Origin of the sequence: Ruegeria sp. HKCCSP351 (genome assembly GCF_017872535.1) — a bacterium.
Lineage (GTDB): Bacteria > Pseudomonadota > Alphaproteobacteria > Rhodobacterales > Rhodobacteraceae > Ruegeria.
The window spans coordinates 380,667-403,223 of record NZ_JAEDOV010000002.1 but is presented as its reverse complement, the minus strand read 5'-3'; the positions used below and the strand labels follow the sequence as shown (position 1 = coordinate 403,223).

Here is a 22,557-nt window from a genome sequence, read left to right as displayed (position 1 = left end):
GTTGGGTCAAGCCGTCGCACCGGTTGGGTCGGTGTGTATGATGTTGTCGGCAGTCAAGCCGCTGAGATCGGCCAGGCCATGGAAAGTGGCGAGGGTTTCGACGTTGGCATCGCCAGGTGTCAAGAAATCAGCTTTGATCAGAACACTGTCTGTTCCGTCCGTTGCCATCACATAGAGCTCATCACCCGCAAACGCTCCGGCAAGGCTCTCTACAGCCGTTTCGAGTGTCCCGGCAGTGAGGTCTGCAAGAACGGTATCGAGGCCCACAAATCCGGTGTCTGTGCCCAATGTGCCGCCGACAGAAAGCAGCTCGAAACCGGTGCCATCACCGCGAAGTGAAGCGACATTCAGTCCGCTGAACATCAGAGCGTCGGTCACATCTGCTGCGGGCCCAATTGTGAAACCGGTTATGCTGTCTGCGCCATTGTTGTTCGGGTCGGCTTCAAAGACAACGACGTCCCGCCCGGCTTCGACGATGTCAATGCTGTCATCGCCGCCACCGCCACGAATGATTGTATCCGTGTTTGCCGCGGTGAGGATGTCATTGCCATTGGTGCCAAACTGAACAGAAACAGGGCCACCTTCGGGTGATTTTATCGTCAACTCAATGGGTTGGGCAGCATCCTGTATTGTCATTGTGAAGGTGACAAGAGGTTGGGACAAATCAGAAAAAACAGTCGCCGCCCCAGCGAAGTTGATGATGTCTCCTGTACCTAGGTTTGCAAGGAACAAATCGAACGCGCTGTTTTCCGTGTCAGACCCGGTGTCGAAAGTGGCGACAGATGAGTCGAACTCAAGCTCCGCTGTAAAAGCCAAGCCACCAGAGATGTCACGATTTGCATCGGCATAAATGGCAAATGTAACGGTTGATCCACTGCGCCCGACCTCAGAGATCACGTAGGCAGCTGGTTCATGAGCAACCGCCTGATCCGATACAGGCAAGGGATCTGGTCCCCCTGCAACGGTTGCCTGGGCTGAAATAGACAGGGCATCCCCAGCTTCTATTGCGGCGAAATCTGACGACGCAACAGCCAGTGTCCAGTATCCGTCCGCGGTTACTGTCGCGCTGCCGATGGAACTGCCGTTCAGCAAAACATCTACAATCTGGCCGTTTGAAAGCCCGGCAGAGGAACCGCTGACAGTAATGCCTGACACCTTGGCATCAGCAATGGCCACCGTGTTGTTTACGCCGATATCGTTCAGCATCAGAATAGGTCGAAAGTCCGTCGTTACCGAACTGCTTGCCGGTACTGCGCTGTTGCCAGCGATATCGTCAACTGTTGCGGTGATGGTGTGGTTTGTTCCGTCGGACAGCGCGCCCAGGTCGCTGGCTGGCACAGTGATCGCCCAGGTTCCGCCCAAAGCAATACCGGTATAGGTTTGCCCGCCAAACGTGACAGAGACTGTTTGGCCATCTTCCGAGGTCGTCGTACCTGAAATTGTCAGGTCTGTACCTTGTTCCGTTACATCCAATACGGAGCCAACCGGCAAACTGTCGATCGTGATTGCTGGCGTTGTAAAATCGGTTGTAAAACTTGTCGAGGTTTGGTTGCCATTCCCAGCAGCGTCTGAAACAGAAGCCGTAACATTATAGACACTTGCGTCCTGGAGGCCTGAAAGTTCGGCAACTGTTGCTGTATAGGTCCAGACACCACCGGACACCGTTGCTGTACCGCTTATATCTACAGTACCGTCAGTTCGGGCAATCTCAACAGTAATGACTGTCCCATCCTGAGCGTCAGAAGTTCCCGCGACAACCAGGTTGGTACCTTGCTCAGTAGCGTTCATGAGAGCGCCATCAGAAATACTGGTTGTTCCAAGGGTGGGGGGTGTGAAATCGGTGGCGAAACTATTGCTGGCTTGTGACGCCTGATTGCCTGCCGCGTCCGAAACATCAGCCGTGACCGTCACGGTGGCGGCATCAGAGAGGGCCGCAAGATCTATGGCGGGGACAACTGTGCTCCATGACCCTCCGGTGGCTATCCCAGTGTAAGATTGCCCGTTCAAAGTGACGGTAACGACTTGACCGTCTTCAGCCGACGTAGCGCCCGATACTGTCAGGTCTGTCGCCAATTCGACAGCATTCAAGAGCGCCCCGGTCGAGAACGTGTCGATGCTGAGGGTTGGCGCTGTGACGTCTTTCGAAAGTGTCACATCAGCCTGAGGGGCTGTCAGCCCGTTTGCGTCGCTGACATCTGCGGTGATCTGAAAGCTGCCACCGTCGGCCAAAGATGCCAGATCACCGGCTGGGACAGTTACAGTCCATGTTCCGCCCATCACTGTTGAGGTATAGGTTTGACCATCCAGTGTGACGGTGACTTGCTGACCATCTTCGACATTGGCGGTTGCCCCGCTTATGGCCAAACTTGATCCGGCTTCAGCAGCGTTGAGAACTGCGCCGACGGAAAGAGGAGATATCGAAATAGAGGGGCCGGTCAAGTCCACTGGTACAGTAACAAGAATCGGTGCGGCCGGGTTGCCAGCGACGTCCTCGACCGCCACAACAATTGCAGCAGGTGTTCCAGTGGACAGACTGCCGAGGTCGGAATTGGGGATCGTGACAGTCCAATTTCCGCCTGTCGCAATACCGGTGTACACCTGACCGTCGAACGTGACGATGATGGTTTGCCCGTCCTCGGCCGTGGTGGAACCCGTTAAGGTTAAGTCACCAGCCACATCAATCAGGTCAATTGATCCACCCGCAACGGGATCCAGAGAAACACTTGGAGCGGTGAAATCCGTATCAAAACTTCCGCTGGCCTGTAGGGCCGGGTTTCCAGCCGCGTCAGCGACGTCTGCCGTTACATTTACGATTGCACCGTCAGGCAAGGCGCTAAGGTCAGCCGCCGGGACGGTTACACTCCACTGTCCACCGGAAACCGTACCGGAATAGTTTTGCCCGTTCAGTGAAACCGTTACGGTTTGCCCATCTTCTGCATCGGTTACGCCAGTGACAGTCAGGTCGGTCGCTTGCTCGGCTAGGTTGAGAACCGGTCCGTCAGAAAAACCGGTGATGGACAGGCTTGGTGGAACCGTATCGATGTCAAATTGAACGGATTGTGTTGACAATTCAGTACCCGACCCATCCAGGTTCGTGATGGTCACCGTCGATACCCCCTGTGGAAGTGCGCCGGCTTCGGCGGCTGTCAGAGAGATACTCCAGCTGCCATCGGGGTTGGGTGTCACGGTTTTGACCAGTGACCCTATTGTGACTTCAATGGTTGCCGTCCCTTTGGGAGGGATGGCGTTGGTGCTGATGTTGTTCAGCGCAGTAGATTGCAGATCAGCCAGGTTGAGGCTTGGGTATGTCGGGGCGGGTTCGGACACGACGGAGGTGGGCTCGGATACGACGGGGCTGTCACCGCCACCGCCGCCACCTCCTGCGGCCGCAGCCGCCCCTGCCAGACCCAATCCGCCCAACGCCGCGCCGGCGCCACTGATGCCACCTGCGGACGCGCCCGCGGAAACACTGGCTTCAACCGCGCTGAATTGGGCAATCTCCTGAACCGCATTCTCAGCGATCATGATGGCACCGCTGTCCAGGAGCTGGACGTTTTCAGCGGTCACAATCATTGTGCGGCCATCGGCCATTTTTAGAAGAACATCGCCATTCTTCAACAGCTTGACAGAGCGAACGCCTGGAATGGTTTCCGCGAATTGAAAAGCATATAATTCTTCAATTGTGGCTTGTGACAACGCGGGCAAGGCCATCAAAGTTGAAATCAGCCCACCGGCCGCTCCGCGCCCTGCCCAGCGGCCAAGTTTTCCTTCGATCCACTGGCGAATGTGTTGCTTGCGGTCCGTTTCCGAAGGTTCAGCCGCCGGACGGTTGTTGAACTCTGGTGCTTTGGTCATCTTACCCTCACATGTGGTTTCCGCGATCACCGAAAAGGAAGACAGGTCGCGCTGATAACGGCTGGCTCATCTGTCTTTCCCACTGGTTACTGTTGCGATCGAAAGCAAAAAATTGAGTTAATCTGAAACCGAACTTCTCGTTTTCACCACAATTCCGCTTTTGTTTCGGTCCGTGCATCAGGTCATCTTTTGGTCAAGGCCAGGAGTGGCGCAGGAGGTGTTGGCTGTGATGCTTCAATTCGAAGGTGTGGTGGCAACGGGGAGCGCGGCGCTCGATTCAGGTATCGGCGATACGGCTTTAAAAACGTTTAACGGCACCACGTATCTTTATACCGTCACCGGACCGGGTGGCGGCGTCGCTGTCTGGCGGTTGGTCGAAGGTGCGTTACCGCAACTGGTCGACACGGAATATTACAGCGGAACAATCACGTTTCAGGTTGGTCGCAGTGGCACACCGATAACGCTGGCGGGAACCGAACAACTTGTACTGGATGTGAATATGGCGGTCGGGTTGGTCGGATATGACCTTAACGTAGACGGCACCCTGGACAGCCTTACGGAAACCGGATCTCTGACAGGAGGCGGAGATATCTCGGCCATTGTTCAAGTGTCGATTGGCCTGATGGATGTTCTTGCAATGGCTCATGAAGAAACGGGGCAAATCGGGACATACCTTGTCAATCAGGACGGAACGCTGAGCCTTGCTGGCCTTGTTTCTGGCACTGGTGACGCGATGCAGACGCTGCGCGCAGGGACTGACCATTTTCTGATCTCAAGTGATGCGGCCAGCAATACAGTCTCAACTTATCGGATCGACAGCATTTCCGGTCAGTTGACCGAAATTGACAACGGTTCGGCCCTCGGGACGCTCGGAATCTCAACTCCGACAGCCGTCGAAACGATCAATGCCTACGGCAAACCCTGGGTGATCGTGGCGGGTGCAGGCAGCAATTCGCTCAGTGTGCTTCAATTGAACGCTGACGGCAGCCTGAGCGCCACAGATCATATTCTGGATTCGCTCACGACCCGCTTCGAATCTGTGCAGGACCTTGAGGTCGTGGACATCAACGGGCGCGTATTCGTCGTGGCGGGTGGCGGTGACGATGGGCTTACATTGTTCACGCTGACACCTGAAGGCCAGTTGGTCTATCTGGATAGTTTCGCTGACACGTTGATTAGTGGATTACAGAACGTCGAATCGCTGAGCCTTGCCCATGTTGGTGACGAGTTGCAGGTTCTGGCTACGTCGCAACAAGGCGCCGGAGTGACTGTCATTACGGTTCCTGTCGATAATCTGGGGATCGTGGACAAAGGGTTTGGAGCAGTGTCGGGGACTGCCGCAGACGACATGCTGAGCGGTAGTATTCTGGATACCGCCCTGATGGGTGGCGATGGCGACGACATACTGATAGCAGGAACGGGTGCTACGACCATGTCAGGTGGGGCAGGGGCCGACATTTTCGTGATGCAGTCGGGCAGCAGTATGACGACGATCACGGATTTTCAGCCGGGTGTGGACCGTCTGGACTTGTTTGACTACCTGCTGTTGCGGTCCCCTCAGCAACTGACCTTTACCAGCACTACACAAGGGGCCCGGATAGAGTATCGGGGCGAGGTCGTGCAGGTTCAGTCCGCTTCGGGTGGAACGCTGACCAGCGCTGATATTTTCGGGGCCGGGTTCGATGGCCCCGATCACATTCCGGTTGATTTCGGTAATTTCGGCGGTTTGACGCCGGACAGTTCGGATGGCGTGCTTGGGCCAATCACAGTGGACAGCCAATCTGCTAATCCCGGATTGTCGGATGCAGAGATCAAGTTCACACCGGTCGGTGGTGGCACGGTATCCGTCACGGCTGACGATCAGGGACAATTTGACTTGGACCTTCCGGATGGCACTTTCCCCGGAAGACTGGACATCATCAAGCACTATTCGACAGCGAGCAAAGAGATTGACGCAATGGATGCTTTGCAAGTGTTACGCATTTCGGTTGGCCTCGATCCGACTTGGGGTCCCCCCGCTGCGGAAAACCTGATCGCGGCAGATATCAATCAAGATGGCACCATCAATGCCCTGGATGCACTGGCAATATTGCAGGTGGCCGTTGGACAGCCCACTGCGCATGAACCTCAATGGGTCTTTTTGGATTCAAATGCGGACTTGTCGGGAATTACAAAAAGCAACGTTGATTATCAGACTGGAATGGATGTTGTTGCCATAGACGGGGTGATAACCGCCGATATGACGTCCATATTGCTCGGCAACCTCGAAGCGGCATGAATTGAACGGTGCTGCAACTCAGTCATTGCAAGGCTTCCGCTTGGTCCGCAATGTTGGCCTTAGATACACAAACACAAAAGGACAGGCCATGAATCGTCTTTCGGAACGCAGAGATTTTGCCATCGCGGTCTGTGAAGAAGCTGGGGTGATTGCCGAGAAATACTTCTTGGACAGGAGTAATCTGGTCATTGATCAAAAAGGTGCTCAGGACTGGGTGAGTGAGGCGGACAAAAACGTCGAAACGTTCATTCGCCAAAAGATCATGGCTGCCTGGCCGCAAGACGGGATATTTGGCGAAGAACACGGCGCTGCCACCGGTGAGAGCGGTTTTGACTGGGTGATTGATCCAATTGATGGAACTACGAATTTCGTCAATGGCATACCGGTATGGACGATTGTTCTGGCCGGTGTCACCGAAGGGCGTACTGCGGTCGGTGTGATTCGGGATCCGAATATGGACGAGACCTTTGTGGCAACACGCGGAGAGGGCGCGACACTGAACGGTTTACCTATACGCGTGGCCTCTGGCGTGGCTCTTCAGGACGGGACGGTTTCTGTTGGGTATTCGAACCGGATCGAAACTCGCCACGTCGTGCCTGTGGTCGCAGAACTGATCGAGCGCGGTTCCATGTTTCACAGAAACGCCAGCGGGGCGTTGTCATTGGCCTATGTCGCAGCCGGGCGACTTCTGGGTTATGTGGAAGAACACATGAACGCTTGGGATTGTCTGGCCGGACAACTGCTGGTCGCGGAAGCGGGCGGAGTTGTCGAAGATCAAGACGCCGACGCGATGATCCGCGACGGTGGGCGCGTGATCGTCGGCACACCAGACGTATTTGAAAGCTTGCTGGAAATCGCAGAGAGCGCTTGGGGTGCTTAACGTCTAGGCCATTGGCAACCAAGTGGAAAAAGGTCGTAGAGTTGTCAGGCTAGCCTGCCAATAATGGCCTTGTGACGGTTGATCGTAATGGCGGTCAATCGGATTTCCGGAAAGCTCACACCACAACAATGTCCCGACCGCACCATGTGTAATGATAGCGAGGTCTCCGGTGCCATGAGCACGAATGATCTCCGACACTGTCCGACGAATGCGCCTCTGCGCGTCGGCCGCAGTTTCCCAACCGCGAAAGCTAATCTCCGGCTGGGCAAAGAATGCGTCGGAGGCCGCCTCGAACCTTTCCCGTGGCAGGAAACCAGTGGCACTCCGATCATTCTCACCAAGATCCGGGTGGATATTTAGAGGCAACCCCAAAGGTGCGGCCAAAATCTCACCAGTGTCGCGAGCCTTTCGTTCGCTGCTGGCCCAGACGTGGGTGACATTGGCCATAACTTCACTGGCGGCAAAGGCTGCGGCGCGCCGGCGACCTGTCGCGTTCAGACCCCATTCAGTAATGGGGGTATCCGGATCAATAACGACCTCGGGGTGAGTGATGATCAGTAAACTCGGCATCTAGTCAGGCAGAAGTACCGGTCCTTTGCCGGCAAACCCCATCGTGATTTCGGTACCCGGCGCAAGCGGTGCATCAACATCATCGTGGACCGCAAAAACCTGACCAAATGCGCCGGTCAGTGTGTATTCCATCCGCACGCCAACATAGGTTGCCTTGGCCACTGTAGCGGCGATGCCGTCATCAGATCCAATTACAAGGCGCGAGGGTCGTACAGCGATGGTCGCGGGCCCATTGGTCAAACCGCGGCGCGGCAAAGTTTGGCGGTACCCTTCGATCTCGATTGTTGCAGTATCACCGTCGGTTGAAACGATCTGACAGTTGAGCAGGTTTGCCTCGCCTATGAAATCGGCAACAAACCGGTCATTCGGGGCGTCATAAAGCTCGCGAGGTGTACCCATCTGAGCGATCGCGGCGTTTCGCATCACGACGATCTCGTCAGAGACGGCCAAGGCCTCTTCCTGATCGTGGGTGACATAGACAACCGTCAGTCCAAGGTCTTGTTGGATGGCCCGGATATCCTCGCGTACCTGGCGTCGCAGCTTGGCATCGAGGTTGGACAGCGGTTCGTCAAACAGCAGAACCTGTGGTTCAAGAACCAGTGCACGCGCGACGGCGACACGTTGTTGCTGACCACCCGAGAGTTCGGAGGGAAGGCGATTGTCGAACCCCTTGAGCCCTACCAATTGCAAGCCATGCAGCGCGCGGCTCCGAGCCTCATCCTTGGCAAAGCCCGAGAACGTGAGGCCGTACATTACGTTCTCCAGCACACTCATGTGCGGAAACAGCGCGTATGATTGAAACACCATTGATACGTCGCGGTCTGTTGCGGGCAGTTTGGTGACGTCCCGGTCGCCAATCATAATCTTGCCAGAGCTTGCCATCTCTAACCCGGCGATCATGCGCAACGTTGTCGTTTTCCCACAGCCTGATGGGCCAAGCAGCGTGACCAGTTTTCCCGCTTCGACATGAAGGTTAATGTTATCAACAGCAACAACATTTTTGCCGAACACTTTCGACACGTTCTCAAATAATACCGGGGCGGCCTTGGAACCGATTTTGTTGTCGGTCATGAGGGTGTCTCCGTTGTGCTCTGTGTGCGCCGACCGATCTGGACCCGACCGACGAGAATTTGCAATAACCCGACCGCTGCCAGCATCACGAAGATCAGCGTCGTCGAATAAGCAATGGCGAGACCATAGTCGTTATTCTCGACCCGCCCGATGATATAGCTGGTTGCCATGTCGTATTCGGCGCTGACCAGAAAGATCACAGCCGAGATCGCCGTCATCGCGCGGACAAAGCTGTAAACAAGCGCGGCCAGTATCGCGGGGCGTAGCAGCGGCAGAATGATACGACGAAATGTCTGCCACGAGTTTGCGCCAAGGGTCAGCGATGATTCATCAAGACTGCGGTCAAGTTGCGACATGCTAGCGATGCCCGCACGGACCCCAACCGGCATGTTGCGGAATATGAAACTGACAACAAGGATAACGCCTGTGCCGGTTATTTCGATCGGCGGAACGTTGAAGGCAAGAATATAGCTGACACCAATCACCGTACCGGGGATAGCAAAGGACAGCATGGTTCCAAACTCGAAAGCATTCTTTCCTGCAAAGTTCTGCCGGGTCAACAGGTAAGCCGTTACCAACCCAACCGCCGCCGTCAGAGGGGCAGCAATTGCCGCAATGGTTATGGTGGTCCAGAAGCTGTCCCAAGCGGCGCCGGTCCAACGAATGCCCTCTTCTTCAAATCGAACAGAGAATGCAGTGACATAGTGTTTTAGGGTCAGGGAGTTATTGACCCCCCAAAGCTCGACCACACTGCCGTAGATGATCATTGCATAGACAATGATCGTGAACACCGCCCAGCCAAGAGCGATTACCAGCACGGGAACTGAAAGACCTGTCGGCATCAAAGGGTGCACGCCTGCGTCACCTTTGCCTGTCACGGTGGTATAGCTTTTCTTGCCCAGCCAAACACGCTGCGCGTAAAAGGCCGAAAGGGTGAAAAACAGCAGTACCATGGCCAAAACGGCCGCCCGGCCTTGGTCGTATTGCGCACCGACGATGGCAAAGAAAATCTCGGTCGATAGAACGTCGAAATTCCCACCCAGAACAAGCGGGTTTCCGAAGTCGGCCATACTTTCGATGAAGCCCAAAAGAAATGCATTGGCAAGACCTGGGCGCATCAGGGGCAGGGACACTGTCCTGAACGTTTGCCATCTGCTGGCGCGGAGCGTCTGGGCCGCTTCCTCCATAGATGGCGAGACGCCTTCCACCACGCCGATAAGAACGAGGAATGCAATGGGTGTGAATGCAAGGGCCTGTGCGATGAATATGCCTGGCATTCCGTACAGCCAGCGCGTTGCCTGCGTGCCAAACAGTTCTGCGACGAACCGTGTGACTGAGCCTGACAGGCCAAAAAGCAGGATCAGCGCGAGGCCAATCACAAATGGCGGGGTGATGATCGGAAGAACAGTCAAAGCCCGCAGCACGCGTTTGTAGCGGAAACCCGAGCGGGTCACAACCAGTGCAAAGCACAACCCCAGAACTGTCGTGACGAAGCCAACCAGGATGGCAAGAAACAACGAGTTCCATGCTGCGCCGCATCTGGCACCAAAAAAACACCCCAACCCCCATAGCCGGGCATCAAAGAACTTTGAGAAGAAGACAGCAATGGAATATGCGCCATCTTCAGTGACGAAGGCAGCGAACAGCATCTTGGCGATCGGAAAAAAGACAAAGACAGTGACGATGGTAATCACACCGCCAATCGCACTGACGACAAAGACGTCACCGTTGATGGCACCTCTTGCCGCAATGCCTTGGGTCAACAGGAATAGAAAGCTTGAAGCGCAAATCATTGCACCATAGCCCATGCCGAATTGGCGATCACCAAGTTCGCCAAAATAGGCTTCCAACCAATTGAAATTGAATCCCCTGATGCCAATCCCGAAACCCTGCGCGATCAACCAGCCGAAGCCGAGTGCGCCGGAAAGGATCAGAACACGGGCATAGAGCGGGTCAGACTTGGCTTGCTTCAACACCAAAAGGGGTAAGGTCAGGGCGATCAACAGTGGGGCAAGCCAAAGCTTCTCACCCTGTGCGATCAGGAATGCAGCGGGGGCATAATCTTCGTCAAACGGGTAGCCGTCAAAAAGCCATTCGAATGACCACAGGCCGCCGTCGACCATGTACCACGGCAGCAGAAAGAATCCGACCCACCCGGCGATGATCCAGAAGATCAGAACCTGATGGGTCGTTTTTGAAGTCCGGTCAGTCATTTACTGCGGCAGAGTTGAAACCTCTTCGTCCCATTTCTGCAACAGGCGCTTTCGCTCGTCTGAGGAACCATATTTTTTGAAGTCATAGTCAATCAGCTTGATCTGACTCATGTCAGGCGCGCTATCCGACGTTTCTGCGCTCTTGTTCGAGGGCACCTGAAACGCGTTGACCTGAAGGGCAAGGTTCTGAGCCTCGGGCGACAGCGCCCAGTCATAGAACTTCTTAGCCTCTTCCTCGTTGCGGGCGCCTTCAATAATGGACATCGAGCCAATTTCGTATCCCGTGCCCTCGCATGGTGCGACGACCTTAATCGGGAAACCCGATACAGCCTGCTTTACCGCATCATGCATGAAGACGATGCCAATGGTGTTCTCACCACGACCGGCTGCTTTGATTGGTGCCGATCCGGATTTTGTATACTGATTGATATTCGAATGCAGGCCTTTCATGAACTCAAAACCTTCATCCTCGCCAAAGATCTGCACCATCGAGGCCAGCGTAGTGTAGGCCGTACCAGACGAGTTCGGGTTGGCCATCTGAACGTGACCCTTGTATTCAGGCTTTAGCAGGTCTTTCCAGCAGGCGGGTTCGGGCAGGTTATTGGCCGCTAGCAAGTCTGCGTTATAGCCATACCCAAGTGCGCCGGAATAGATACCGATCGTTCTGTTTCCGGCACTTTCGGCCTGGGAAATCGCCCAATCATGAAGCTGATCGCGCATTGGCGACATGTATTCCATTGTCAGGCCCTCTTCGGCGGCCTGCAAATGCGGATCACCCGTGCCGCCCCACCACACGTCTCCTTTTGGGTTCGAACTTTCGGCGCGGATTTGTGCAAAGGTTTCACCTGACGACTTACGCGTCATATTGACGTCAATGCCCGTCGCATCTTCGAAACTGCGCGCCATGAGTTGGCACCAGTCTTCCTGCGCCGAGCAATAGAGTGTCAGCTTGTCTGCCTGCGCTGCCGACACAGACGCGGCTATTGCAATCAGCGACCCGACGGCCGTGGATGTAATTTTTTTCATTATCCTTCCTCCCTTTGGTAATTGCGCGCCCAGTATCTTTGATTTTGTCAGGCGCTTTCTCATCCAGCTTTTCGTAGCTTGTTAATGACAGACTGGGCGTTCTGGTCGCTTGTCAGATTTTTCAAAAAACTTGAGAGATCTCTTTCTTCCACCAGCTTTGCCGCTTTCCCTGGTGAAAACCAATGACGCGTCCGTTCGTCCCGTTCTTTCCAACGCCGTTTCAACTTTTCAACGACCATGGGATAGAGAGTAACGCGGCAGCGAACGCTACTCGCGCCCTCAAAGCGCTTGTCATAGAAAAAATGACCAATTGGCTGTTTCGAGATTGCCCCGACAGCACCTGCTTCTTCCAGTGCTTCAATTTCAGCGGCATGCCAGGGTTTCTTTCCTTCCATCAACCAACCTTTTGGGATGACCCACCGCCCTGTATCGCGCGAAGTCACCATCAGAACGTGCAGTTTTCCATCCCTGTCCCAGCGCATCGGAAGTGCTGCAATCTGGTCTGTTATGTCGCCGTCGCTCATGCTGCCCTCAATGACACGGTATCAAAAGCGCGCCCAGAATAACCTTCAGTCGTTAATGGTGGTCCTTAGGTTTTCACTTTGAACCGGTTCAATTCATCATTCTTGCTTTGCGCTTTGGACTCTTCCGAATTGTCACAACCTACTGAGGGTTATGCAACAAAAATTATTGCATTATGCCCGAAATCCCACAAAAGTGGGGTTTGAAACCTGATTGGGTTGTTGGATGTCCAAAACGAAAACACGTGCCAAAACGATTGAAAAGGGACGGGGTAGGGTAAAGAAATCCGACCGGCGCCAGCAAATACTGCTGGAGTTGAAGCTTCGCCCACACGTTCGCATCAATGAATTGGCCCAGCGTTTCAACGTCTCTAACGAGACGGTGCGCAGGGATTTCGACGCTCTGTCGAATGACGGCCTGATCGCACGCGCGCACGGAGGGGCATCTGCCCCGGCGCAAGGGCATTATCCAGGTCTGGACGAGCGGGCCAACGCGCGAATTGAGGAGCGCGAACGCATAGGAATCAGCGCGGCAGGGCTGGTGCGCGACGGTGAAACAGTCATGATCGATTCCGGTTCGACCACAATCGAGATGGCCCGTGCATTGGCTTATCTCGGCACTCCTTGCACAGTGATTACAAATTCTATTCCGGTGGCAATGACCCTCGGCCATGGGGCTGCCGAGGTTTTGCTTTGTCCAGGAGAATATCTGGCAACCGAATCTGCGACGATTGGAACCGAAACGCTGGAATTCCTGTCTCGGTTCAATGTCGACAGATGCATGATCGGCTCATCAGGTTTTTCGGCCGAAGGCCCTTCAGAAACCGTGCGCGGCTTTGCGGCTGTCAAAAGAATGATGCTGACGCGCGCAGCAAATCGACATCTTTTAATCGATTCAGGAAAATTTGGCCGTAAAGGCCTGTCTCAGGTCGGAGACCTGACCAACCTGGATTCCATAGTTTCCGACACGAAACCAACAGGAGAGTTGCTTAACGCGATCAACGGTGCCGAGGTCGATGTTCTCGTCGCCCCGTAAACACTGAAATGAATGACGAACAGCGGACTGCAAAAAGACCGCGCATAACTGGGAGGAAAACATGAAGATAGACATCAGATTATTGGTTGGGGCATCGGCATTTGCGCTCATGTCGCTTTCAGGCACAGCTTCGGCGCAAGATTGCCCGAGGGGTGATCTCGACGAGCGGTTTTGCGATGTCGACGGGGATTTGATTGCGGATATCCCCACAGATCCTTCCCAGCAAATTGATCCTGACACCCTGATTTTTGCCTATACACCGGTAGAAGACCCCGCCGTATACAAAACCGCATGGTCAGATTTTCTTGACCATTTGAAAGCGGAAACTGGCAAGGACGTTGTCTTTTTTCCCGTTCAAAACAACGCGGCCCAGATCGAGGCGATGCGTTCGGGGCGTTTGCATATTGCAGGCTTCAACACCGGGTCCAACCCACTTGCGGTAAACTGTGCCGGGTTCCGTCCGTTTACGATCATGGCCTCAAAAGACGGTAACTTCGGTTATGAAATGGAGATCATCACCTATCCAGGCTCGGGCATCGAAAAGGTCGAGGATATCAAAGGCAAGCAACTTGCGTTTACGTCGCCCACCTCCAACTCGGGCTTCAAAGCACCGTCGGCGATCCTGAAAAGTGACTTCGATCTTCTGCCCGATCGCGATTTCGAACCCGTCTATTCGGGCAAGCATGACAACTCGATCCTGGGTGTGGCAAACAAGGATTACCTGGCGGCCTCAATTGCGAACTCCGTTAAGTCCCGGATGATCTCGCGCGATGTGATCAATGAAGATGATGTCGTTACGATCTACAAGTCGCAGACCTTCCCGACCACAGGGTTTGGGACCGTTTACAACCTGACGCCCGAATTGCAGGAGAAAATCCGCAATGCGTTTTTCAACTTCGAGTGGGAAGGGACGACGCTTGAAGCGGAGTTTTCCAAGTCGAACGAAGGCCAATTTCTTGAGATGACTTACCAGGAATTCTGGGACGTCATTCGCAAAATTGACGCGGCAAACGGCGTCTCCTACGCCTGCCAATAAGTCTTGCTTAATCCAGCGGGCCTGAAAAGGCCCGCTTATCACCCTAATCGGGGGCAATTTATGCTGCGTCTTCTAAAGCTGACGAAAACCTACAAGACCGGAGATCAGGCACTGAAGGCCATCGATCTTGAGGTACCCAAAGGGCAGGTGCTTGCACTGATTGGACCCTCGGGCGCGGGGAAATCGACCATGATCCGTTGCATCAACCGCTTGGTCGAACCCACAAGCGGCGGTGTTCTTCTGGATGACATGGACCTGACCAAACTCGGGTCGGGTGCGTTGCGGAAAGCACGCCGCGAAATGGGTATGATCTTTCAGGAATATGCCCTGGTCGAACGCCTCACCGTGATGGAAAACGTATTGTCCGGTCGGTTGGGGTATGTGGGATTCTGGCGCAGCTTTCTGCGGCGGTATCCGCAGTCGGATGTGGACGAGGCTTTCCGCCTGCTGGACCGGGTGGGGCTGTTGCATATGGCCGACAAACGCGCGGACGAGTTGTCGGGTGGTCAACGCCAAAGGGTCGGTATCTGCCGCGCTCTGATCCAGGACCCAAAGTTGTTGCTGGTCGATGAACCGACCGCGTCGCTGGATCCGAAGACCAGTCGACAGATCATGCGGCTGATCACCGAGCTGTGTCAGGAGCGCGGGCTGGCGGCCATCATCAACATCCATGACGTGGCTCTAGCCCAGATGTTCGTTCCGCGTGTCGTGGGCCTCCGCTTTGGCGAAATCGTATTTGATGGTCTTCCAACAGGGCTCACCCCGGAAAAGCTGACCGAGATTTACGGCGAGGAAGACTGGGAAGCGACCATCGAAAAAGTGGATGAGGATGAAGATGTCGAGGCCGCAGAATGAGCCATCGAGAACTTGACGACATGCTGGGAAAAGGCTGGCGCAAACCGGCCTTTATCAAAAACACGTTGTTGCGCAGGGCATTGATACTGGGGTTCTTCGCTTACCTGATTGCGGCGTTCATGACCATCGATGTTGATTGGGGCAGGGTCTATGAGGGACTGGACAGGGGATGGGCGTTCGTCCTTGCCTTTACCAGCCCGGATTTCATTTCACGGTGGTCAGATATCTGGGCCGGCCTTCTGGAAAGCATTGTGATGACCGTGGCCGCGTCGGTTGTTGGCATCCTGATTTCGATCCCGATTGGATTGGGGGCTGCACGTAATATCGCCCCGTTGCCAATCTACATGATTTGCCGCGGCATTGTCGCGTTAAGCCGGGCATTGCAGGAAATAATCGTTGCCATTTTGCTTGTGGCCATCTTTGGCTTTGGCCCGCTGGCAGGATTTTTAACGCTGTCTTTCGCAACCATTGGGTTTCTTTCCAAGCTTTTGGCCGAAGATATCGAGGCGATGGACAAAGTTCAGGCTGAGGCGATCCAGGCCTCTGGTGCACGATGGCTGCAATGGATCAACTACGGGGTTCAGCCTCAGATCATGCCTAGGCTTGTGGGTCTGTCCATGTACCGGATCGATATCAATTTCCGGGAAAGCGCTATTCTCGGGTTGGTGGGGGCAGGCGGCATTGGCGCGACACTGAACACCGCGTTTGATCGATATGAATACGACACGGCAGCCGCCATTCTGATCCTTATCATCGGAATCGTCATGGCCCTCGAATACCTTTCGGGAATTATCCGCGCGAGGGTTCAGTAATGCCGGTTCTTGAACGCGACGATACACAAATCTGGCGCAGGCGGACGACGGGCCAAAGCCTGGTTCGCTGGTTTGGATGGCTTCTGGGTGTAGCGGTTTTTGTCTACTGTTGGCAGCTGATTTCGCAATCGACAACCTGGTTTTTCGTCTGGGATGCGCCCCGTATCGCCAACGATATCTGGACCCGCGCAACGCCGCCCAAATGGGACTATATCACCCAGCTGGGTCGCCCGATCTGGGATACCCTGAACATTGCTACTCTGGGTACGATCATCGCTCTGTGCATGGCTGTGCCGGTTGCCTTTTTGGCGGCCCGCAACACTACCCCGTCGGCGTTGTTCATCCGGCCCATTGCTTTGTTGGTCATTGTCTCGACCCGCTCAATCAACTCGCTGATCTGGGCGCTGCTATTGATCGCTATCATTGGACCAGGTGTGTTTGCCGGTGTCATAGCGATCGCCATCCGTTCAATCGGGTTCTGCGCCAAACTTCTTTATGAAGCGATTGAAGAGATTGATCACGGTCAGGTCGAGGCGATCACAGCCACCGGTGCTTCGCGGTGGCAAGTCATGGCGTATGGGATTGTTCCGCAAATCCTGCCTGCTTTTGCCGGAATTGCAGTCTTTCGTTGGGACATCAACATTCGCGAGTCCACAGTTCTTGGGCTGGTTGGTGCCGGCGGTATCGGGTTGCAGCTTTCGGCCTCGCTTAATGTTCTGGCGTGGCCGCAAGTCAGCCTTATCCTAATCGTAATTCTTCTTGCGGTCATGATCAGCGAATGGGTTTCGGCAAAAGTACGAGGAGCGATCATTTGACCGGATTCTCAGCGCAGGAGGCATTTAAGGCTTACGAAGCCGTCCGGCACCGCCTTCCAGATATTGAACCGAACGACGTGAATTATTGTCGTATCGAGACCCTTTCCGAAGTTATGGATGAGTTCGACGTGTTTCTGCTGGATGCGTTCGGGGTTCTCAATATCGGAGAAACGGCGATCCCCGATACGCCGGAACGGATCAAGTCACTAACGGCTGCGGGCAAACGTGTCCTGGTGGTGTCGAATGCCGCCGGGTTTCCCCACGCCACGCTGTTGGAGAAATACACCAGGCTGGGATATGACTTCGCTCCGCAGGATGTGATTACCAGTCGGGCTACGTTGCTGTCCGGGCTGAATGGTCAACATGGGCTGCATTGGGGTTTGATGGCGACACCCAGCGCCGGGCTTCGCGATTTGGAAGATTTGAAACTAACCTATCTGGAGGATGACCCGCAACCCTACGAAACTGTTGATGGTTTTCTGATGATCGGGTCAGCCGCCTGGACCGAAACCCGGCAGGCGATGTTGGAGGCGGCATTGCTAAGCCGACCCCGCCCGGTATTGGTTGGCAACCCGGACATCGTTGCCCCACGTGAGTACGGCTTTTCCAAAGAACCCGGTCTTTTCGCGCACCGTTTGGCCGACCGGACGGGCGTAACCCCGCAGTTTTATGGAAAGCCTTTCGGCAATATCTATGATCTTGCTTTTAAGCGACTTGGGCCTGTCGACAAATCCCGCGTTCTGATGGTGGGTGATAGTCTGCATACTGACATTCTGGGCGCGCGTCATGCCGGAGTGGCTTCGGCACTTGTCTCGGATTTTGGATTCTTCGCCGGGCATGATGTTGAGGAAGCTATCAAACAAGCAGCGATTGTGCCGGATTTTGTCGTGACCCGACCCTGAGATTTCGAACTAAGGCGTATTTTAGGAAGAGTGTACGGGCAGGTTGCCATGCAGAAGATGCGTGTAATGATGATTATGTTGCTTTTGTGGAGGTGTATCCAGTAGGTGAATTTTCTAACGGCAAATACCCATAGTCTCAGAACCTCGAAACCGGTTATTTCGCATCCTAACAATCTGGAACTCAATGCTAAGGGTCACTTTCGAGAACTCAAGCCATCTCAGGCTGGAAACACCGCTGTTTTCTTGACTGTTCCATAGACAAAACTGGTGTCGATCGAAGCTATTCCGCCGATCGGGTGAATTCGGTTTCGAATAAAGTCCTCGTATGCTTCGAGGTCTGATACCAATACCCGCAACTGGTAATCCATTGCGCCGGTCAGCACGTGGCATTCTAGAACTTCATCGATCATCCGAACGCGTTTTTCGAATTTCTGCACATCTGTTTCATTGTGCCGCTCAAGCCGGATGCGGACAAAGACGGTAATCGCCATCCCGTATGCGGCAGCGTCCACATCGGCGCTGTATCCTTTGATGACACCGCTGGCCTCAAGGTTTTTGACCCGCCGCAGACACGGTGAAGGAGATAGGTTGACCTCATCAGCAAGATCCTGGTTCGTCATACGCCCGTCCCGTTGCAACGCTCGAATGATCTGCCTGTCTTTGGCGTCCATCTTCTCTCCATTCTTAGCATATTATGCCAATACTTGTCCTAAACTTGGCATTATTCGCAACCCGTTGCTCAAAGTAAAGGCGCAAAGTGATAACAACTTAGCTCAGGAGCCCACCGTGACCCGCACAACCGGATTTGCCACTCGCGCCATTCATCATGCCTACAACCCGTTTGAAAACGATGGTGCGCTGACCCCGCCCCTCCACTTGACCTCAACTTTCTCCTTCGAATCCGCAGAGGCTGGCGGGGAAATGTTTGCCGGTGAGCGCGCAGGCCATATCTATAGCCGAATATCGAACCCGACATGTGACCTTCTTGAAAAGCGCATTGCCGTGCTGGAAGGTGCCGAGGCCGGGCTCGCCCTCTCCAGCGGGATGGGCGCAATTACCGCCGTACTTTGGACCCTGCTGTCACCAGGTGACGAAGTCATTGTCGACAAAACGCTATACGGATGCACTTTCGCTTTCATGCGCCACGGGCTGGCAAAATGGGGTGTCATTATTACCCATGTCGACATGACGGACCCTGCAAACCTGAAAGCCGCTGTTTCCGAAAAAACCCGCGTCGTCTATTTTGAAACCCCAGCCAATCCAAACATGCGCTTGGTGGATATCGCCGCCAGTTCAGAGATCGCGCATTCTGTTGGTGCGCATGTTGTGGTCGATAATACATATGCCAGCCCCTATCTGACCCGCCCGATCGAGCACGGCGCGGATATCGTCCTGCACTCCGCCACCAAATATCTGGGCGGGCATGGCGATGTGGTCGCGGGTCTTGTGGTCGGAACCGCCGAGCAGATTTCTGAGATCCGGCTGGTCGGCATGAAAGACATGACAGGCGCAGTGATGGCACCTTTTAACGCAATGCTGATCCTGCGTGGGTTGAAGACACTGAACCTGCGATTGGATCGTCACTGTGCGTCCGCCAAGGTGGTTGCCGATTACCTTCAGGCACACCCTACCGTCAGTGAGGTTTATTTCCCGGGGCTTGAGAGTTTTGCCCAGCACGATGTCGCACAACGCCAGATGTCGCAGCCGGGGGCCATGATCGCCTTTGAAATCAAGTCTGGCCTGTCCGGTGGCATCGAGTTCATGAACCGCCTGAACATGATCCAACGCGCCGTGTCCTTGGGGGATGCAGAAACCCTGATCCAGCACCCGGCATCCATGACTCATTCGACTTATACTGCGGAAGAACGGGCAGAACATGGGATCAGCGACGGTCTGATCCGTCTTTCCGTCGGGCTGGAAGACGTTGATGACATCCTTGCGGATTTGGAGCAAGCTCTGCCCTACCCTGCCCGCAGTGCCGCATGAACCCGGAGACCACCATGCCGTATGATCCCAAGCTGTTGAAAATCGTCGAACAGCGTTTGCTGTGGTTGTCGCATTGGATGATCCACCATGCCAACCATATCCGTCCCAAGGTGGATGGGATCAAGATTGGTGGTCATCAAGCGTCGTCCGCGTCGATGGTTTCGATCATGACGGCGCTCTACTTCTCAGCTTTGCGCCCCGAAGATCGGGTTGCGGTCAAACCTCATGCGTCACCGGTTTTCCACGCGATGCAGTACCTTATGGGCAACCAGACCCGCGAGAAGATGGAGAACTTTCGCGGGTTTGGCGGCGTGCAAAGCTACCCCAGCCGGACAAAGGATATCGATGATGTCGACTTTTCGACAGGTTCGGTAGGTTTGGGTGTCGCGATCACCTCGTTTGCTTCGATCATTCAGGACTACGTCAAGGCCAAAAACTGGGGGGCAGATGCCCCGATGGGGCGCATGGTGGCTCTTGTAGGCGACGCTGAACTGGATGAAGGCAACGTATACGAAGCATTGCAGGAAGGCTGGAAAAACGGCCTGCGCAACACGTGGTGGATTATCGACTACAACCGGCAGTCGCTTGACGGCATCGTTCGTGAAGGTTTGTTCGAACGGATAGAAAAAATCTTTGATGCCTTCGGATGGGATGTCGTGCGGGTGAAGCACGGCGTGTTGCAGCGCGCGGCCTTCAAGGAACCTGGCGGTGATCGGCTGCGAGACTGGATTGATGCCTGCTCGAACCAGGAATACTCGGCCCTGACATTCATGGGTGGCGAGGTTTGGCGAAAGCGCCTCATGGACGATCTTGGGGATCAGGGGGATGTGACGGCGCTGATCGAACGGCGCACAGATGCCGAACTCGCTGCATTGATGGAAAACCTCGGCGGCAACTGCGTCGAGACCATGGCCCAAACCTTTGATGCAATCGAACATGACCGCCCTACCTGTTTCCTGGCCTACACTGTCAAGGGATGGGGCACGCCAATTGCGGGCCACAAGGACAACCACGGCGGACTGATGAACAACAGCCAGTTCGTCGCGTGGCAAGAACATATGGGCGTGCCTGCCGGCAAGGAATGGGAACCTCTCTCGGCAGTGCCGGACCCAGAGGCGCTGAAAGATTTTCTGTCGAAAGTTCCCTTCTTTGCAAAAGGTCCGCGACGCTATTTCGATGACAAGCTGGATGTTCCATCTATTGACATCGACACAAGCCGCGAAATCTCGACCCAAATGGCTTTCGGCAAGATTCTGGATGACTTGTCGAAGCGCGACAGCCAATTGGCCGAGCGTATCCTGACGACGTCCCCTGATGTCACAGGCACAACAAACCTTGGCCCTTGGGTAAACCGGCGCAAACTGTTTGCCCGATCCGAGCAAGCCGACGCTTTCATTGAACACCGTATCCCTTCGACGGCAAAATGGGAATTTACTCCCGAAGGGCAACATATCGAACTCGGTATCGCCGAGATGAATCTCATGTTGCTATTGGGCGCTGCGGGCCTTTCGCATTCCCTGTTTGGCAAGCGGCTCATCCCAATCGGTACGGTGTATGACCCCTTTGTCAGCCGCGGCCTCGATGCGCTCAATTACGCTTGTTATCAGGATGCGCGCTTTATGCTGGTCGGCACGCCTTCGGGCATAACGCTGGCACCAGAAGGCGGCGCGCATCAATCCATTGGCACACCGTTGATCGGGATGAGTCAGGACGGTCTGGCAGCCTTTGAGCCAGCCTTTGCCGATGAACTGGCGGTGATCATGGAATGGGCCTTTGATTACCTTCAGCGTGGCGGCGAAGGACAACCGGACGAACGCACCTGGCTGCGGGACGAAACAGGCGGTTCGGTCTATCTGCGCCTGACGACAAACCCGATTGAACAGCCTGGAAAGCGTGTGGACGATGAGTTCCGCCAAGGTGCCATTGATGGTGCATACTGGTTGCGGAAGCCGGGCCCGAATTGCGAGGTTGTAATCGCCTATCAAGGGGCCGTTGCACCCGAAGCGATCAAAGCCGCTGGCGTAATGGGCGAAGGACGCAAAGACATTGGCGTGTTGGCGGTGACTTCGGCAGATCGGCTAAACGCCGGGTGGACGGCTGCGCAACGGGCGCGTTCGCGGGGGAACTTGGCTGCTCGGTCCCACATCGAAGCTTTGATGTCCGGTCTGCCGCGCCACTGCAAGCTGGTTACAGTGATCGACGGACACCCCGCGACATTGTCTTGGCTGGGTGCCGTACAGGGACATCAGACCATCCCATTGGGGGTCGAACATTTTGGTCAGACAGGGACAATCGGCGACCTCTATCGGCACCATTGCATTGACGCGGAAGCCATCCTGGAGAAGGTGAATGGTCTGACCCATGGTAAGGCTTTGCTTCGCACATGAGCGGCGGTATTGGGCGTCACAGCTGAGGCACCTTAAGCTCCGGGTATTTGGGCCCTTTCTGCAGGCGCGCGCTTGGGTTCAAAGCCCGGAACGAAAGGCACCTTGTTCGAACCAAACTTTTGGGATCTGAGAATAATTGCCGTTTGGGACTAAAGGAGAATGAAGTGGTCCTACCTTTTTGGACAGTTTTGCAGCGTTAATAAGGTGTATCGGGTTTAGGTTTCATGCTGCTTTTTGCTCTTCCAAGCTGGTCCAATGTGCCTCGTCCGGCGTTCGCCGGCCAAGTGCGGAATGGGGTCGCTCTGTGTTGTAGA

The 22,557-nt window shown here is 54.9% G+C and carries 17 protein-coding genes; 10 read left to right on the top strand and 7 right to left on the bottom strand.

The features are described from left to right. Nucleotides 1–6: 6 nt before the first annotated feature. Nucleotides 7–3,855: an Ig-like domain-containing protein gene (locus tag I9182_RS06010; RefSeq protein WP_209597226.1), complete on the bottom strand. Its 3,849-nt coding sequence runs from the start codon at nt 3,853–3,855 to the stop codon at nt 7–9. A 229-nt stretch (nt 3,856–4,084) separates the two neighbouring features. Here I9182_RS06010 and I9182_RS06005 point away from each other — a divergent pair, with 229 nt between their 5' ends. Then, on the top strand, nt 4,085–6,133 hold the full coding sequence (locus tag I9182_RS06005) for a dockerin type I domain-containing protein (protein WP_245222535.1): 2,049 nt from the start codon (nt 4,085–4,087) through the stop codon (nt 6,131–6,133). A gap of 88 nt (nt 6,134–6,221) precedes the next feature. Then, nucleotides 6,222–7,013 carry an inositol monophosphatase family protein gene (locus tag I9182_RS06000; RefSeq protein ID WP_209597222.1) on the top strand — a complete coding sequence of 264 codons (792 nt, stop codon included), beginning with the start codon at nt 6,222–6,224 and terminating at the stop codon, nt 7,011–7,013. Between the two features lie 3 nt (nt 7,014–7,016). Here I9182_RS06000 and I9182_RS05995 read toward each other — a convergent pair whose 3' ends face one another. Genes I9182_RS05995 through I9182_RS05975 form a run of 5 tightly spaced genes read right to left on the bottom strand, consistent with a single transcriptional unit; the run spans nt 7,017 to nt 12,417 of the window. After that, the gene (locus I9182_RS05995; protein ID WP_209597220.1) at nt 7,017–7,583 is read right to left on the bottom strand and encodes a histidine phosphatase family protein; all 567 of its coding nucleotides are present in this window, start codon (nt 7,581–7,583) and stop codon (nt 7,017–7,019) included. Further along, nucleotides 7,584–8,654: an ABC transporter ATP-binding protein gene (locus tag I9182_RS05990; RefSeq protein WP_209507098.1), complete on the bottom strand. Its 1,071-nt coding sequence runs from the start codon at nt 8,652–8,654 to the stop codon at nt 7,584–7,586. Next, a complete protein-coding gene (locus tag I9182_RS05985) occupies nt 8,651–10,867 on the bottom strand; it encodes an iron ABC transporter permease (protein ID WP_209597218.1) in 2,217 nt (738 codons plus the stop codon). The genes I9182_RS05990 and I9182_RS05985 overlap by 4 nt, the downstream gene beginning before the upstream one ends. Then, nucleotides 10,868–11,893, bottom strand: a complete 1,026-nt coding sequence (locus tag I9182_RS05980; RefSeq protein ID WP_209507096.1) for an ABC transporter substrate-binding protein — start codon at nt 11,891–11,893, stop codon at nt 10,868–10,870. A gap of 59 nt (nt 11,894–11,952) precedes the next feature. Further along, complete coding sequence (locus I9182_RS05975; RefSeq protein ID WP_209507095.1) at nt 11,953–12,417, bottom strand: NUDIX domain-containing protein; 465 nt, start codon at nt 12,415–12,417, stop codon at nt 11,953–11,955. 223 nt (nt 12,418–12,640) lie between these two features. Between I9182_RS05975 and I9182_RS05970 the strand changes: the two genes are divergently transcribed. The 6 genes from I9182_RS05970 (at nt 12,641) to I9182_RS05945 (ending at nt 17,870) form a co-directional block, all read left to right on the top strand. Further along, the gene (locus I9182_RS05970; RefSeq protein ID WP_209507094.1) at nt 12,641–13,450 is read left to right on the top strand and encodes a DeoR/GlpR family DNA-binding transcription regulator; all 810 of its coding nucleotides are present in this window, start codon (nt 12,641–12,643) and stop codon (nt 13,448–13,450) included. A gap of 61 nt (nt 13,451–13,511) precedes the next feature. Then, nucleotides 13,512–14,486: a phosphate/phosphite/phosphonate ABC transporter substrate-binding protein gene (gene phnD, locus I9182_RS05965; protein ID WP_209507093.1), complete on the top strand. Its 975-nt coding sequence runs from the start codon at nt 13,512–13,514 to the stop codon at nt 14,484–14,486. 60 nt (nt 14,487–14,546) lie between these two features. Then, the gene (gene phnC / locus I9182_RS05960; RefSeq protein WP_209507092.1) at nt 14,547–15,341 is read left to right on the top strand and encodes a phosphonate ABC transporter ATP-binding protein; all 795 of its coding nucleotides are present in this window, start codon (nt 14,547–14,549) and stop codon (nt 15,339–15,341) included. Next, complete coding sequence (phnE, locus tag I9182_RS05955; protein ID WP_209597216.1) at nt 15,338–16,153, top strand: phosphonate ABC transporter, permease protein PhnE; 816 nt, start codon at nt 15,338–15,340, stop codon at nt 16,151–16,153. Before phnC ends, phnE (I9182_RS05955) begins: the two co-directional genes overlap by 4 nt. Continuing rightward, on the top strand, nt 16,153–16,968 hold the full coding sequence (phnE, locus tag I9182_RS05950; RefSeq protein ID WP_209597213.1) for a phosphonate ABC transporter, permease protein PhnE: 816 nt from the start codon (nt 16,153–16,155) through the stop codon (nt 16,966–16,968). The genes phnE (I9182_RS05955) and phnE (I9182_RS05950) overlap by 1 nt, the downstream gene beginning before the upstream one ends. Continuing rightward, nucleotides 16,965–17,870, top strand: a complete 906-nt coding sequence (locus tag I9182_RS05945; protein ID WP_245222510.1) for an HAD hydrolase-like protein — start codon at nt 16,965–16,967, stop codon at nt 17,868–17,870. The genes phnE (I9182_RS05950) and I9182_RS05945 overlap by 4 nt, the downstream gene beginning before the upstream one ends. Before the next feature lie 218 nt (nt 17,871–18,088). On the opposite strand, the gene I9182_RS05940 is transcribed toward I9182_RS05945, so the two are convergent. After that, nucleotides 18,089–18,541 carry an Lrp/AsnC family transcriptional regulator gene (locus I9182_RS05940; protein ID WP_209507088.1) on the bottom strand — a complete coding sequence of 151 codons (453 nt, stop codon included), beginning with the start codon at nt 18,539–18,541 and terminating at the stop codon, nt 18,089–18,091. A gap of 115 nt (nt 18,542–18,656) precedes the next feature. On the opposite strand from I9182_RS05940, the gene I9182_RS05935 reads away from it, so the two are divergent. Then, nucleotides 18,657–19,856, top strand: a complete 1,200-nt coding sequence (locus tag I9182_RS05935; RefSeq protein ID WP_209597209.1) for a methionine gamma-lyase — start codon at nt 18,657–18,659, stop codon at nt 19,854–19,856. Further along, nucleotides 19,853–22,243, top strand: a complete 2,391-nt coding sequence (locus I9182_RS05930) for a 1-deoxy-D-xylulose-5-phosphate synthase N-terminal domain-containing protein (RefSeq protein ID WP_245222508.1) — start codon at nt 19,853–19,855, stop codon at nt 22,241–22,243. The genes I9182_RS05935 and I9182_RS05930 overlap by 4 nt, the downstream gene beginning before the upstream one ends. Nucleotides 22,244–22,557: the final 314 nt, after the last annotated feature.

Bases quoted from the DNA above. Each gene is read 5' to 3' on its own strand.
- I9182_RS06010 (WP_209597226.1), bottom strand. From the start codon at position 3,855: ATGACCAAAGCACCAGAGTTCAACAACCGTCCGGCGGCTGAACCTTCG.
- I9182_RS06005 (WP_245222535.1), top strand. From the start codon at position 4,085: ATGCTTCAATTCGAAGGTGTGGTGGCAACGGGGAGCGCGGCGCTCGAT.
- I9182_RS06000 (WP_209597222.1), top strand. From the start codon at position 6,222: ATGAATCGTCTTTCGGAACGCAGAGATTTTGCCATCGCGGTCTGTGAA.
- I9182_RS05995 (WP_209597220.1), bottom strand. From the start codon at position 7,583: ATGCCGAGTTTACTGATCATCACTCACCCCGAGGTCGTTATTGATCCG.
- I9182_RS05990 (WP_209507098.1), bottom strand. From the start codon at position 8,654: ATGACCGACAACAAAATCGGTTCCAAGGCCGCCCCGGTATTATTTGAG.
- I9182_RS05985 (WP_209597218.1), bottom strand. From the start codon at position 10,867: ATGACTGACCGGACTTCAAAAACGACCCATCAGGTTCTGATCTTCTGG.
- I9182_RS05980 (WP_209507096.1), bottom strand. From the start codon at position 11,893: ATGAAAAAAATTACATCCACGGCCGTCGGGTCGCTGATTGCAATAGCC.
- I9182_RS05975 (WP_209507095.1), bottom strand. From the start codon at position 12,417: ATGAGCGACGGCGACATAACAGACCAGATTGCAGCACTTCCGATGCGC.
- I9182_RS05970 (WP_209507094.1), top strand. From the start codon at position 12,641: ATGTCCAAAACGAAAACACGTGCCAAAACGATTGAAAAGGGACGGGGT.
- phnD (WP_209507093.1), top strand. From the start codon at position 13,512: ATGAAGATAGACATCAGATTATTGGTTGGGGCATCGGCATTTGCGCTC.
- phnC (WP_209507092.1), top strand. From the start codon at position 14,547: ATGCTGCGTCTTCTAAAGCTGACGAAAACCTACAAGACCGGAGATCAG.
- phnE (WP_209597216.1), top strand. From the start codon at position 15,338: ATGAGCCATCGAGAACTTGACGACATGCTGGGAAAAGGCTGGCGCAAA.
- phnE (WP_209597213.1), top strand. From the start codon at position 16,153: ATGCCGGTTCTTGAACGCGACGATACACAAATCTGGCGCAGGCGGACG.
- I9182_RS05940 (WP_209507088.1), bottom strand. From the start codon at position 18,541: ATGGACGCCAAAGACAGGCAGATCATTCGAGCGTTGCAACGGGACGGG.
- I9182_RS05930 (WP_245222508.1), top strand. From the start codon at position 19,853: ATGAACCCGGAGACCACCATGCCGTATGATCCCAAGCTGTTGAAAATC.